General features: G+C 35.2%; 15 protein-coding genes and 1 tRNA gene. 10 read left to right on the top strand and 6 right to left on the bottom strand.

Annotation, left to right across the window (positions count from 1 at the left end; translation table 11 throughout):
* Positions 1-720, top strand: coding sequence for a hypothetical protein (locus AABL87_RS13305; protein WP_039329692.1), 720 nt, complete (start codon positions 1-3; stop codon positions 718-720).
* Between the two features lie 38 nt (positions 721-758).
* Positions 759-1295 (top strand): GRAM domain-containing protein, encoded by a 537-nt coding sequence (locus tag AABL87_RS13300; protein WP_006265476.1) that lies wholly within the window; start codon positions 759-761, stop codon positions 1293-1295.
* A 6-nt stretch (positions 1296-1301) separates the two neighbouring features.
* Here AABL87_RS13300 and AABL87_RS13295 read toward each other — a convergent pair whose 3' ends face one another.
* Positions 1302-1574, bottom strand: coding sequence for a hypothetical protein (locus AABL87_RS13295; RefSeq protein ID WP_341277483.1), 273 nt, complete (start codon positions 1572-1574; stop codon positions 1302-1304).
* Between the two features lie 221 nt (positions 1575-1795).
* Between AABL87_RS13295 and AABL87_RS13290 the strand changes: the two genes are divergently transcribed.
* From AABL87_RS13290 to AABL87_RS13280, 3 genes are read left to right on the top strand one after another with little or no spacing between them, the layout of a single operon-like run.
* A complete protein-coding gene (locus AABL87_RS13290) occupies positions 1796-2281 on the top strand; it encodes a 3'-5' exonuclease (protein WP_006263731.1) in 486 nt (161 codons plus the stop codon).
* A gap of 12 nt (positions 2282-2293) precedes the next feature.
* Positions 2294-3085, top strand: a complete 792-nt coding sequence (locus AABL87_RS13285; RefSeq protein WP_341277482.1) for a class I SAM-dependent methyltransferase — start codon at positions 2294-2296, stop codon at positions 3083-3085.
* A gap of 1 nt (position 3086) precedes the next feature.
* Entirely contained in the window at positions 3087-3632 is a 546-nt protein-coding gene (locus AABL87_RS13280) for a putative glycolipid-binding domain-containing protein (RefSeq protein ID WP_006261372.1), read from the top strand.
* A 56-nt stretch (positions 3633-3688) separates the two neighbouring features.
* On the opposite strand, the gene AABL87_RS13275 is transcribed toward AABL87_RS13280, so the two are convergent.
* Both AABL87_RS13275 and AABL87_RS13270 read right to left on the bottom strand, forming a co-directional pair.
* The gene (locus tag AABL87_RS13275) at positions 3689-4561 is read right to left on the bottom strand and encodes a DUF6048 family protein (protein ID WP_071307435.1); all 873 of its coding nucleotides are present in this window, start codon (positions 4559-4561) and stop codon (positions 3689-3691) included.
* A complete protein-coding gene (locus tag AABL87_RS13270; RefSeq protein ID WP_006261370.1) occupies positions 4515-5033 on the bottom strand; it encodes a DUF6452 family protein in 519 nt (172 codons plus the stop codon). Before AABL87_RS13270 ends, AABL87_RS13275 begins: the two co-directional genes overlap by 47 nt.
* 253 nt (positions 5034-5286) lie before the next feature.
* Here AABL87_RS13270 and AABL87_RS13265 point away from each other — a divergent pair, with 253 nt between their 5' ends.
* Genes AABL87_RS13265 through AABL87_RS13250 form a run of 4 tightly spaced genes read left to right on the top strand, consistent with a single transcriptional unit; the run spans position 5287 to position 9541 of the window.
* Complete coding sequence (locus AABL87_RS13265; protein WP_016649298.1) at positions 5287-6819, top strand: L-lactate permease; 1533 nt, start codon at positions 5287-5289, stop codon at positions 6817-6819.
* 19 nt (positions 6820-6838) lie between these two features.
* Positions 6839-7579, top strand: coding sequence for a (Fe-S)-binding protein (locus AABL87_RS13260; RefSeq protein ID WP_006261368.1), 741 nt, complete (start codon positions 6839-6841; stop codon positions 7577-7579).
* Between the two features lie 2 nt (positions 7580-7581).
* The gene (locus AABL87_RS13255; RefSeq protein WP_071307434.1) at positions 7582-8955 is read left to right on the top strand and encodes a lactate utilization protein B; all 1374 of its coding nucleotides are present in this window, start codon (positions 7582-7584) and stop codon (positions 8953-8955) included.
* Positions 8956-8962: 7 nt separating this feature from the next.
* A complete protein-coding gene (locus AABL87_RS13250) occupies positions 8963-9541 on the top strand; it encodes a LutC/YkgG family protein (protein ID WP_071307433.1) in 579 nt (192 codons plus the stop codon).
* Between the two features lie 290 nt (positions 9542-9831).
* Here the strand turns inward: AABL87_RS13250 and AABL87_RS13245 are convergent, their stop codons facing one another.
* Both AABL87_RS13245 and rlmD read right to left on the bottom strand, forming a co-directional pair.
* Complete coding sequence (locus AABL87_RS13245) at positions 9832-10161, bottom strand: DUF2185 domain-containing protein (RefSeq protein ID WP_006265470.1); 330 nt, start codon at positions 10159-10161, stop codon at positions 9832-9834.
* Positions 10162-10226: 65 nt separating this feature from the next.
* A complete protein-coding gene (rlmD, locus tag AABL87_RS13240) occupies positions 10227-11639 on the bottom strand; it encodes a 23S rRNA (uracil(1939)-C(5))-methyltransferase RlmD (protein WP_006263723.1) in 1413 nt (470 codons plus the stop codon).
* Positions 11640-11942: 303 nt separating this feature from the next.
* Between rlmD and AABL87_RS13235 the strand changes: the two genes are divergently transcribed.
* Positions 11943-13064, top strand: coding sequence for an aspartyl protease family protein (locus tag AABL87_RS13235; RefSeq protein ID WP_006263722.1), 1122 nt, complete (start codon positions 11943-11945; stop codon positions 13062-13064).
* 312 nt (positions 13065-13376) lie between these two features.
* Here AABL87_RS13235 and AABL87_RS13230 read toward each other — a convergent pair.
* Positions 13377-13457 (bottom strand) — tRNA-Tyr (locus tag AABL87_RS13230).
* Positions 13458-13555 lie beyond the last annotated feature (98 nt).

Below are 13555 nucleotides of genomic sequence, written 5' to 3'. Positions count from 1 at the left end.
ATGGATGATTATTTCTCAAAAGGTCCTTTAAGTATAGAGGATAGATGGTTTATAGATGATTGGGGTACGATAGTAGGGGAAAAGAATATTAAGATAATTGATACTGAAGGACAGGAGATAATAAAGGAGTACGAAGTTCATTACCCTAGATTATTAGATGAAGCTTATGTGGTATGGATGGATGAGGAGAGTAACTTTGCTGGAGTTTATGTTACAGGGATATTAAAGGAAAAAGTATTTGTATTATCACATGATGACCTAACATTAACACCTACTCATAGAAGTATAGCTAGTTTTTATGAAGCTGTTAAGAATGGCGAATTGACTGATTTATTTGCCCCACAGACAGCTTTTATGAATAGTATGCAAAGGCTGTATGATTATCCTTCTAGAGTAAGGACTGAAATAGAAATACAAGAAGACAAGAAATGTACATTAAACTTACTGAAAAGACTAGAGTCTAGTATTGATGTAGAGGAAAAGAATGATATATTAAGACTTATCACTCAGATAATCTCTCCTGATCAGTTAAATCTATTAGAACCTTATTTAGAAGAACCAGTAAATCTAAATACAATCTTATCTATCTATGTGTATTATGGTTATAATGAGAATAGAGAGTTACTGTTTAGTATAGGTAAGCAACATAAAAATACCCGCAGTATACTTAAGAAGTTAGGTGTTATACCACGACGATTTTTAGGTATTGAACGTTGGTAAAGGGATATTCAGTATCTTTATAGTACAATAAATAAGTTATGAAAATAGGAAATGATACAATAGGTATAAGTAACAGTGATAAGATAACAATACTAGTTTTTTTCTTTACAGTATATGTGTTGATTATGCTTCTTTTCGATTGGTTATTCGATGGAGCTATTAAAAGTTGGGAAAACTATCTTTTAAAAGGGTTGGTGTATAGTATTGTACTTTCTGTATTGATGTATTACGCTATTAAGACCTTGACCAAAAGAGTGGAACTAAAGCTACAAATACCATTAGCAGAAGGAGAAGAGCTAGAAGTATACGGAGTAGCTAATATGTTTTTAGGTAAAGAAGCCTTAGGAGGTAAGTTAGGCTTGACAGAAGACACTTTGGTGTTTCACTCTCATAAGTTTAATATACAGAAGAGTACGGTGCGTATTCCCTTTGAAGATATTAAGACGATCAAGCCTTGTAGAGTGATGTGGTTGCTTAATAATGGAATAGAAGTACAGACTGCCACAGACCGATGTGTTTTTGTGGTCAATGATAGAAAAACGTGGTTAGAGGTTATTCAGAAAAAGATAAAGTAGCACGAGTTAATCTTTAAGTAAATGTGCTGTTGCTGCATGCGTAAGCTTTTCAAAATCAGCAAAACAGCAAGAGAAGTCTACTTGGTTGCCATGATGATCTCTTAGTTTAAGAGAGGTGTATAGTCCTAAGTCAAAATAATTAATCTCTTTTATAGACGCACTATGTGTGGAAATAAACTGATTAATAAATGTTTGATTCTGAGTCTTTTTGTAAATAGAAAAAATACTTAGACCAATGATACTAAATAGAATTGCATAGGTGATAAAGTGTTTATTCATGATAGTAAGTGATTTAATAAGAGTAAGATACAATAAATATTTTGATAGAGAACGACTATATACATTTTAGTCGTTTTTTTATGCCTATATGTGAACTATAATAGAATAGATTAACCCCAAAAGATTAGCTAAAAAAATTAGCAAAGTGATGTTTTTTGTAAGTATACTAATGGTTTATCATCAAAAAAGACTACCTTAGCTATTATGATTACAATACTTCGATGAATAAATTTACAGCTATAGATTTCGAAACAGCTCAACCACAACGCAATAGTATTTGCCAAGTTGGTTTAGTTGTGTTTGAGAACGGACTAATAGTAGATTCCTTAAACATTCTTGTACAACCTCCTCAGAATGTTTATTGGAGTAAATTTATTGACGTACACGGTATCACACCAGAAGATACACAGTATGCGCCTACATTCGAAGAAGTTTGGCATAAGATATTACCCTTTATACAATTTCAGAATGTAGTAGCACATAATGGCTTTGGCTTTGACTTCCCAGTCTTAGAGAAGACATTAGAGTATTATAACTTGGCTGTGCCTGAATACGAGAAGCATTGTACTTATAGATTGTATAAAAAAGGGTTGGCTTCTTTGGCTGAGAAGTATAATCTTGCATTAAATCACCACGATGCTCTTAGTGATGCTAAAGTATGCGGAATATTGTTTGATCAATATTTAAAGCAAGGAGGTCTAATTTAATAATAGCAAATTATGACGAAGAGTAAAGAGTATTTAGAACACAATAAGAAGTCTTGGGATAAACAGGCTTTAGCTAATCAGCAATGGTCTATGCCTGTAAGTGCAGAGACAGTAGCAAAAGCTAAAGAAGGAGAGTGGGAACTATATGTATTACCAACTCCAATAGACAAGAATTGGTTAGGCGAAGTAAAAGGAAAACGTGTGTTATGTCTAGCATCTGCTGGAGGGCAACAAGCACCTATTTTAGCGGCTATAGGAGGTAAGGTGACTGTGTTAGACCTATCTACTGAGCAACTTAATAAAGATAAGCAAGTGGCGCTAAGAGATAATTTAGATTTGACAACTGTAGAAGGAGATATGACGAATCTAGAGATGTTCGCGGATAATAGTTTTGACATTATTGTTCATCCCATCTCTAATCACTATGTAAGTGATGTAACGAAGATCTGGAGAGAGTGTTATCGCGTATTAGACAAGGGAGGAAGACTAATCAGTAGTTTCTATAATCCAGTGATATTTATACACGATAGAGATCCTAAGTATGCAGCAGAAGGAGTTGTGAAGCCTATGTATAAGATTCCTTATGCAGACTTGACAGATATGACTCCAGATCAGGTAGAAGAAAAAAGAAATAAAGAGGAGGCTTTCGTCTTTGGACATAGTCTTCAAGATTTGATAGGAGGACAGCTACAAGCAGGTTTTTTAATTAAAGAATATGAAGAGGCATTTCAGCCACATCCTCGCTTTGTAGTAGATCATTATTTACCAACTTTTATAGGTACAGTAGCAATTAAACTTCAATAGTATGGAGAAAAATATAGTCTGGACAGGTGTCGATAATTTATCGATTGAAAAATGTGTCCTGATTGATAAAGGAGAAACCATTCACAGTAAAGGTGAGTTAGTAGGGAATAAGAATAATCAGGTGTATGGTGCCGAATATCAAGTAGTAGTAGATCAGAGATGGGAGACTAGATTCTTTGATATTACTTGTAAAGTGGGGCATAAGCACTATACTATACATGGGTATAAACTAAATAATCAGTGGATTATAGATGAACAAGAGCATCCAGAGTTACACGATTGTTTAGATATAGATATTTCTGTGACACCTTTTACTAATGCATTGCCTATTAATAGACTTAACTTAGCGATAGGAGAGTCTAAGGAAATAGCAGTGTTGTATATTAATCCTATAGAAGAGCGTTTTACTAGAGTAGTACAGCGTTATGAGAGACTATCTGAAACCACTTATCACTATAAAAACTTGTGGAGTGATTTCGAGTCTACGATAGAAGTAGGTGCAGATGGCTTAGTGACTAATTATCCGAAGTTATTCAATAGACTATAAAAAATACAAAGCCCCGATAGAGATCGGGGCTTTTTTATATATTGTTCAGAAGAAGATTACTTCTTTTTCTTTTTATTGTTTTCAATCATTTTTAAATCCTCAGCTTGTTCTATTGCGTTTCCTTCTAAGTCAAACTTAGTTTCTTCTTCAGTAGGGACAACAAACTTATCTTTCTTAGATTTGTATAGTGGGAATAAGTAAGAGATGGTATAATTAAATCCTACTCCTATATTACCACTGTGTTTTTTGTTATAGCCAGGAATATATAGGTTTTCAAAATCATCAGGTTGCGTCTGAGACACTAGCCCATTTAGTCTCATGGTGAATCCCATAAAGACATTGCTAAATACTCTTGTTTTAATACCTGCTACAAATTCTACCCAGTGTGCACTAAGTCCACTTTGTTTTTTATCTATCTCTATTCTTTCTTTAGGGAAATATGGATCTGTAGTATAAGATTGGTACCAATTAAGAGTTTGAGAGAAGGTCGCAAAACCATATCTAAAACCTACGTAGATCATATCTTCTCTATCTAGCCAGTTTTCGTATAGGTTATAGTTACCTCCTATGCGAATGTAGTTACCATTGGTTGTAAAGCCATAACTACTTTCGTCTCTATCCATTTTATCATGACCTATCTCTGCTGCTGCATACCAATTTTTAGTAAGACGATAATCCCCAACTACTTCAAAACCTTGATAAGTATTGTCATAGAATGAACGCGTGATTCTAAATAAATCAACCCCTACACGTAACCCATATCTCTGTGGGTAGTAATGAGGTGATTCTTCTGCAGCATCAGTAAGTGGAGCAGGAGTCTTTAGTTCTGTAGGATTATTCTCTTGTGCAAATGAAGAGAAAGCTAATAGTAGTAAACCACAATTAATAATAAATCTTGAAGTGTGCTTGTTTGCTATCTTGAATTTCATTTGTTTCAGTTGTATAATATTTAATCCAGTTACCACTCGTTTGTTGAGATTCTCCGTTTAACATAGGAAAAGTACCATCTTGATTTAAGGAGAATGTAGATACATATCCACAGGCTTTATTAAGATACTTGGTATTGATTTTATATTTAAAAGTCAATGTATCATAAAGTGTGTCTGTCTGATTCTGAGTTCTTCTTATTGATTTAAGTATCCATTCAGATTCTTGATTATCTAAGCGAAGCGGTATTAGTAATTTGTTTGCTTTGCTTTTGATAACATCTTTTTCTCTACCCGCAACAAAAGCTTCAACTAAGTCATTCTTAGCGATTCCTTGATCCTCAAAATTGTAGAATTCAATTAGAAAGTTAGGCGTAGTAGGCTCATCCGCACCACAAATATCATCTTTCTCACAAGCGCTAAAAATAAAACTTCCTAAGCTTAGAAATACTGCTGCCAATATTAGTTTTTTCATATAGATTTTTTATCTCTGTATATAAGTTGTCAAAAATACTAAAACTAATTCAGAACTCTTTAAAAAAGTTCGAAGTGAACTTCTATACTTTTAGAGTATAAATGTTTTAGAATAAATGTGGAGAAAATGATTCGTTTTTGCTTTAAAGATTCTAAATAGTGGCGTTTGTTGTATTTTTATGACTGTAATTAACATAGTAATTGTAAATGACGCCTTATATTTAAAGTTCTAAGATAAGTAAAGATTAAGTAAAATGTTAGAAACTGTTTCAGGTTTGCAGGTAATATTAGCAGTTACCCCTGTTATATTGTTAATTGTATTATTAGGTTTTTTAAAGTTACCAGGTGAGAAAAGTGCCAGTATTACTTTAGTTGTTACAGCATTAATAGCGTTATTTGGTTTTAATCTCTCTTTGATAGATACTTCTTTATCAGTAGTATATGGGATAGTGAAAGCTATTTTTCCTATCTTGATTATTATCTTAATGGCTATTTATAGTTATAATGTACAAGTAGAGTCTCAGAAAATAGAGATTATTAAACAACAGTTCTCGGCTATTTCAACAGATAAATCTATTCAAGTATTACTACTGACTTGGGGATTTGGGGGACTGTTAGAAGGAATGGCAGGTTTTGGTACAGCAGTAGCTATTCCTGCAGCTATTTTGATTAGTTTAGGTTTTAAGCCCATGTTCTCAGCCGTTGTTAGTTTGATTGCTAATAGTGTGCCTACAGCCTTTGGAGCAGTTGGTATTCCGGTTATTGTTTTGGCTAGAGAAGTAGAGATGGTAGAGCAGATTACTACGATTAGTGCTCATGTAGTTTGGCAGTTAGCAGTATTGATGTTTTTAGTTCCTTTTTTAATTGTAACATTAGCAGATAAATCTGTAAAAGCTATCCCAAAGAACATTATTTTAAGTCTTCTGGTAGGAGGTGTTACCTTAGCTGTTCAGTATTATGCAGCGGTATATATAGGAGCAGAGACTCCTGCTATTTTAGGAAGTATTGCCTCAGTGATTACTATTATCCTATTTGGAAAAATCACGGCAAAGAAAGAAGATAAAATAGAGAAGCAGAGCTTTAGCCTTCTAAGTATCTTTCAGGCATGGAGTGTATATGGACTGATCTTATTACTCGTTTTATTGACTAGTCCTCTGTTTCCTTTTGCAACGATGATGAAATCTAATTTGGAAATATTCCAAACGAATTTTTCCTTTTCTATCGCAGGAGGTATTCGCAGTGTGGGAATATATTGGTTGACAGATACAGGCGTGTTAATTTTTATAAGCTCATTAGTAGGAGGATTGATTCAAGGAGTTTCTCTAAGTGGCTTGTTTGCTTTATTAGGTAAAACTGCAGTACAATTAAAAAAGACGGTTATTACAGTATGTTGCTTAATCGCTTTGTCTACGTTAATGGACTTCTCAGGTATGATTACAGTTCTAGGATTAGCCTTAGCGACGACTACAGGGACGTTCTATCCTTTCTTTGCTCCAGCGATAGGAGCCTTAGGAACATTCTTAACAGGTAGTGATACATCCTCTAATATTTTATTCGGGAAGTTACAAGCTACAGTTGCAGATAAGATTGGAGCAGATAAAGGTTGGTTGGCAGCAGCGAATACAACAGGTGCTACAGGAGGAAAGATTATTTCTCCACAGAGTATTGCTGTAGCTACAACAGCTTGTGGAGAACAAGGTAAAGAAGGTATTATCCTTAAAAAAGCTGTCGGTTTTGCATTGTTATATATTTTAATAGCAGGCTTGATAGTATATATTGGAAGTTAAGAATTAAATAGATAGATATATGAGAGTTGGGTTGTTTATTCCTTGCTATGTGAACGCAGTTTATCCTGAGGCGGCATTAGCAAGTTATAAAATATTGACACATTTTGGGGTAGAAGTAGATTACCCCGTAGATCAGACTTGTTGCGGTCAACCTATGGCTAACGCAGGTTTCGAGAATAAAGCTTTGCCTTTAGCGAAGCAGTTTAATAATTTATTTGAAGAGTTTGACTATATAGTTGCTCCTTCGGGTAGTTGTGTTGGGTTTGTAAAAGATACTTACCCGAGATTAATGGAGAAGGAAGGCTGTACGAGTAAAGTAAGTGGTAAGGTGTATGATATCTGTGAATTCTTACACGATATCCTGAAGATTGACAAATTGCCAGGTAAGTTTCCTCATAAAGTAAGCCTTCACAACAGTTGCCATGGATTAAGAGAATTAAAGCTAGGAGCAGCTAGTGAATTAAATATAAAACCTTATTCTAAGGTAAAAGCCTTGCTTAGTCTTGTAGAAGGTGTAGAAGTAGTAGAACCTACTCGAGTAGATGAGTGTTGTGGCTTTGGAGGGATGTTTTCTATAGAAGAACCAGCTATTTCTATCCGAATGGGGAATGATAAGGTGAGTTGTCATGTGGCTACTGGTGCAGAGTATATAACAGGACCAGATAGTTCATGTCTAATGCATATGGGAGGGATCATAGATAAGAATAAGATGCCTATCAAGATGATTCATGTTGTAGAAATTCTAGCTTCAGGTTTATAATTATGAGTAGTACAAAACATGCACAGAATGCTGACGCGTTTCAGCAGAATAAAGAGAAAGCTACTTGGCATGATAATGCACTGTGGTTTGTAAGAGAGAAAAGAGATAGAATGTCTAAGACGCTTCCTGAGTGGGAAGCCCTTAGAGCAATGGGTGAGAAGATAAAACTACATAGCGTTAGTAATCTAGCGATGTACCTTGAGCAGTTTGAAGCAAATGCTATAGCTAATGGAGTGATAGTACACTGGGCTAAAGATGCAGAAGAGCACAATGCTATCATGGCAGAGATCTTAAATAAGCACAATGCAAAAAAAGTAGTGAAAAGCAAGTCTATGCTGACAGAAGAATGTGATCTTAATCATTACTTAGAGACCAAGGGTATTGATGTTGTAGAAAGTGATTTAGGTGAGCGTATCTTACAGTTAAATGGGACTGCGCCTTCACATATCGTACTTCCTGCTATCCACATGAAGAGAGAAGAAGTAGGAGAGTTATTTGCCGAAAAACTAAATACAGAGAAAGGCAATAGTGATCCAACTTATCTTACTCGGGCAGCAAGAGCTTCTTTGCGCAATGATTTTCTTACTGCTGATGCAGCAATTACAGGAGTGAACTTCGGTATAGCAGCCACAGGAGAGATTGTTGTTTGTACCAATGAAGGAAATGCCGATATGGGAACTTCATTGTCTAAACTACACATTGCCTCTATGGGGTTAGAGAAATTAATACCAGATTATGAGAGTTTAAGTGTGTTTACTAGATTATTAGCCCGCTCTGCAACAGGACAACCAACTACTACGTATACTTCTCATTTTAGAAAACCAATCGAAGGAGGGGAGTTTCACATCATCTTAGTCGATAATGGAAGAAGTGAAATATTGAGCAATGAAGAACATATCAAATCTCTTAATTGTATTCGCTGTGGAGCATGTATGAATACTTGCCCTGTGTACAGACGTAGTGGAGGATATTCTTATACTTACTTTATCCCTGGGCCAATAGGAATTAACTTAGGAATGCTTAAGGATCCTGTTAAACACAGTGAGAATCTATCTGCTTGTTCTCTATGTTATTCTTGTAATAATGTATGTCCAGTGAAAATAGACTTAGCTGATCAAATCTATAAATGGCGTCAAGATTTAGATTCTTTAGGCAAGGCTAATTCATCTAAAAAACTAATATCAACAGGAATGCAATTTTTATTTACTCATCCTGCTTTGTTTAGAACGAGTTTGAAGTTTAGTTCATTGGCAAAATATGCACCGCGTTCTCTGACTTTTGGGTTAAAAGAATGGGAAGACGGGCGTAACCTACCGAATTTTGCAAAAGAGTCGTTTACAGAAATGTGGAAAAAAGGAAAAGTAAAGAAACAATAGGGGAGTTATGAGTAGTAGAGATCAAATATTAAATAATATAAGACGCAATACAAAACAGGTCTTTGACAAACCGCAAATGAATCTGTCTGCAATTGAGTTTGACGATAAATTAACTCAATTCATAGAAGTGTCTAAAGCAGTTGGAGGTGATGCTATAATCTTAAAAGAGGGTGAAGATATCAATGAAGTGATTCGCGCTCTTTATCCAGAGGCAAAAGAAATTGCTTCAGTGGTAAATGGTATTCATTTGACAACTTTAGATCCTGATAGTGTAGAAAGCCCTAATGACTTAAATAATGTGGATTTAGCTATTGTAGAAGGAGCCTTTGGAGTATGTGAGAATGGGTGTATATGGCTTCCACAGCAACTTAAGCACAAAGCTCTATACTTCATCACACAGTATTTAGTTATTGTCTTAGATCGTTCTAAATTAGTGAATAATATGCATGAAGGATATAAACTGATTACACCTAGTGAGAAAGGTTTTGGAGTGTATATATCAGGACCTTCTAAAACTGCAGATATTGAACAGGCTTTAGTAGTAGGAGCACACGGACCAAAGGGTCTGACTGTGATTCTAAAGTAGATAAACGATAAGAGAGAGGCTAGCCTCTCTCTTATCGTTTATAAAAGGATTTTAATCCGAAATATGTATTAGCTAGCTAAACGTTACAAAGCAATTCTACTGCTTCGTTCTTTCATTTGTTCTATAATTATGTTATAGTAGCTGTATCAGTAACTCATCTTTAGCTTGTATAAACCTTTTTGTTTATACCTCTATTGTGTGTTTTGGGGTAAGTTAGTTTTCGATTAGTAGTAAATAAAAAATAACTACCTCATGGAGATAGCTATTTCTGTATACATATTGTATAGAAATTAATCTAACACTTCGAACTCATCTGTTCCTTCTACACGACCTAGTTCACTTCCTACAGGCGCGTTTAGATAAGGGATAATAGCCTTGTCATTATGAGCTACAGCATTCACACTATAGATATCTGTATTGTCAGGATTATCTAAGTATGCTTCATCTTCTGTATTGCTTAAGAATCTCCATCCACTATCAGTATCAGAGTTTGGTTCTTCTCGGTACATATAGTCTACTTTCTCGCCTTCGATCATGATTTTAGCAGACACTAGACAGAAGCCGATATCTCCTACAAGATTCTTTAAAGCTTCGGCAGGAATATTATTATCTTGGTTCATCGTTATCGTTTTATAAGATAAAAGGCAACCAAGATGATTGCCTTTTGTTGTTAGTTTATTATTTGTTATCTCAGTTCTAATAGAACTACGTTTTCTACGTGATGCGTCTGAGGGAACATATCCACAGGACGTACTTTGATCACTTTATATTTGTGATCCATAAGAGCTAAGTCACGTGCTTGTGTAGCAGAGTTACAGCTTACGTATACGATGCGTTTTGCACCTACTTTTAATAGCATTTCTACTACATCTTTATGCATTCCATCACGAGGAGGATCAGTAATGATAACGTCTGGATGTCCATGTGTCGCTATGAACTCATCGTTAAATACATTCTTCATATCTCCTACAAAGAAGTCACAGTTCGTAATATTATTGCGTTCAGCATTCAGTTTAGCATCTTCTATTGCTTCTGGTACAGCTTCAACACCGACTACTTTACCTGCCTTTTTAGAAACGAACTGAGCGATAGTACCTGTACCTGTGTATAAGTCATATACTAATTCGTTACCTGTAAGACCAGCATAGTCTCTTGTGATTTTGTATAGTTCGTATGCTTGCTCAGAATTAGTTTGGTAGAACGACTTAGCATTGATGCTAAATTTAAGTCCTTCCATTTCTTCTAAGATATAATCACGTCCTTTATAAAGTACTACATCTTGATCATAGATAGTATCATTCGCTTTACCATTGACTACATACTGTAATGATGTAATCATAGGGAAGCGCTCTGCTAAGAAGTCTAATAATAACTCGCGTTCTTCTTTGTTGTCATAGAAGAATTGAATCATCACCATTACTTCACCTGTAGAAGCAGTTCTGATCATCAAGGTACGCAATAAGCCTTCTTGCTCACGTGGATTAAAGAAAGTTAAATTATGCTCGTTAGCGAATCTTCTGATTTCATTTCTGATTTCATTAGAAGGATCTTGTTGTAAGTGACATTTTTTGATGTCTAAGATCTTGTCCCACATTTTAGGGATGTGGAATCCTAATGCATTTTCTTTACCCATTTCTTCTCCACTTGCTACTTCTTCTGGTGTTAACCAGCGAGCATTAGAGAAAGAGAACTCCATCTTGTTTCTGTAGAACAATGTTTCTTCAGACCCTAAGATAGGTTCGAATTCAGGTAATTCAATTTTACCTATGCGCTTTAAGTTATTAAAAACCTCTTGGTTTTTATAGAATAACTGTTGTGCATAGTTCATGTTTTGCCATTTACATCCACCACAAGCTCCGAAGTGTTCACATACTGGCTCTATTCTATGTTCAGAAAATTTGTGGAATTTCACAGCTTTCCCTTCATAATACGCTTTGCGTTTTTTGAAAGTCTGCACATCTACCACATCTCCCGGAACTACGTTAGGAATAAAGATTACTTTCCCATCTGGAGCTTTAGCTACCGAAACGCCTTTTGCACCTGCATCAAGGACTTCTACGTTTTCGAATACGATTCTTTCTGTTCTTTTTCTACTCATGCCGCAAAAATAAGTTTAATTTCATTTGATAAGTATACTTAATGCTTATTCATAATGAGTTTATATAAGGCGTTTTTGTTATTTAAGTGTTTGATTAGTAGTTGGATGTGTGTGCTCTAAAAATTGTGATATTAAAGACACTCATACATATAAGTAAAGAGTAGTCTTGACAAATAGAAAGTTTTTGTGATCTGTGGCTATCTCTACCTTGCTCTGTTTGTTAAAAAGTAGGTATGTTAATCATAATTATAGAAAAGAGATAGATAAAATATCTAACTTAGGGTATTAATCAATTTATATTATATGAAAGCTTTAAAACTGATTTTGTTCTTCTTTTTAGTGTCTATGGTGGGCTACGCACAGACTATTCGTTTGCCTTATGACGATGAGTCTGGATGGATGCTCGTAGATTTAAAGGTTAATGATAAGCCGATGAAGTTCTTATTTGACACAGGGTGGGATGGATTGTCTATTAGAAGCAGTTTGCTTTCAGAATTCTATCATGGAGAACATGTAGCAGCAGTCGATGCTAATAATGTTGTACAAGCAGTTCAGACCATATATGTAGATAGTCTAAAGGTAGGAAATCATACTTTTCGCCATTTGCCATTTACAGACTTTGAGAGTTTTCCGATGATTAATGATCCTATCTTTAGTTGTTATAAAATCGATGGTATCCTAGGGAATGTTATCTATAAGGATAAGATATTAGAGATAGATCCTGTTAAAAAGGAAATTGTATTACACGATTTTTCACCAGAGCTAGTGAATACTATATTGACTAATAATTTTACCCCTGTCGATACTTATCCTACGGAGCAAAAAAGTAGAATTATGGTTCCCGTAGAAATGGGTGGTAGTGTGAAAAGACTATTCTTATTAGATACAGGAGATAATGGATACTTAACCATGACAGCAGATAGAGGTGTGATCGCTTACTTGAGAACCTTAAAGTTTAATTCGTATATCAGTGTAGGTAGTATAGGAGCCTTCGGTATGAATGAAATGGTGAATCGTACACTGATCACGCAAGAAGCCAAGATCAAATTGGGAAAAATAGCCTTGAATAATGAAGAGGTTACATTTAATATGAATGACAATACCTATCAGATGGGAGTGGAGTTTATAAAACAGTTTCACTTGTACTATTTACCTTCTTTAAATCTAGTTTATTTTAAAAAGGTAAAGGAAAGTAATGTAGTTTCTAATTTAGAGAAGATAGGATACGGTATTGCTTATATAGATGGGCAGTATATGGTAGCAGCCATTCATGAGCGTGAGAATGTAGTGCGATTAGGAGACGTAGTACTATCGATAGATGGTATTCCTATGGAGAAGTTATGTCACTATAGAAAGTATCTTCAACAGCACAAAGGGCAACCGAAGTTAGAAGTAATGAGAGAAGGTAAGAAGATTACTTTATAGGTAATTATAGTATAAACAAAAGCGATAATAGGTTATGTCTCTATTATCGCTTTTTTTATGCCTATAGATTAGAGAATATAGAAAGTGTAATGGGTGTCTCCTATTTAATTATGGAGTGTATAAGTAAGATGCTAGAGGAATGCTAGGGGTGTTCTAGCACATTCCTTCGAGAAAACACCTTTCTAGGCTAGGAAACTCCAAGCAAAGTGCAAGTAATCTGCAAGAATCAGCAAGGTACACGATAAAGGGATAAATAGAGTAGGGAAGGTATATAAACAAAAAAAGCGACCTATTGGTCGCTTTTTTAACTAGTGGGGAGAGCAGGATTCGAACCTGCGAAGGTTACCCAACGGATTTACAGTCCGTCCTCGTTGGCCGCTTGAGTATCTCCCCTCCTAAGAGGTAACCTAGATAATGTATTGTATAAAAAGTCTTCGTGGGGAGAGCAGGATTCGAACCTGCGAAGGTTTCCCAACGGATTTACAGTCCGT

The sequence above is a fragment of the Myroides sp. C4067 genome, from assembly GCF_038039665.1.
Classification (GTDB): Bacteria; Bacteroidota; Bacteroidia; order Flavobacteriales; family Flavobacteriaceae; genus Flavobacterium; species Flavobacterium odoratimimum.
Note: the sequence above shows the minus strand (reverse complement) of the source record. Positions and strands in the feature narration are given on the sequence as shown.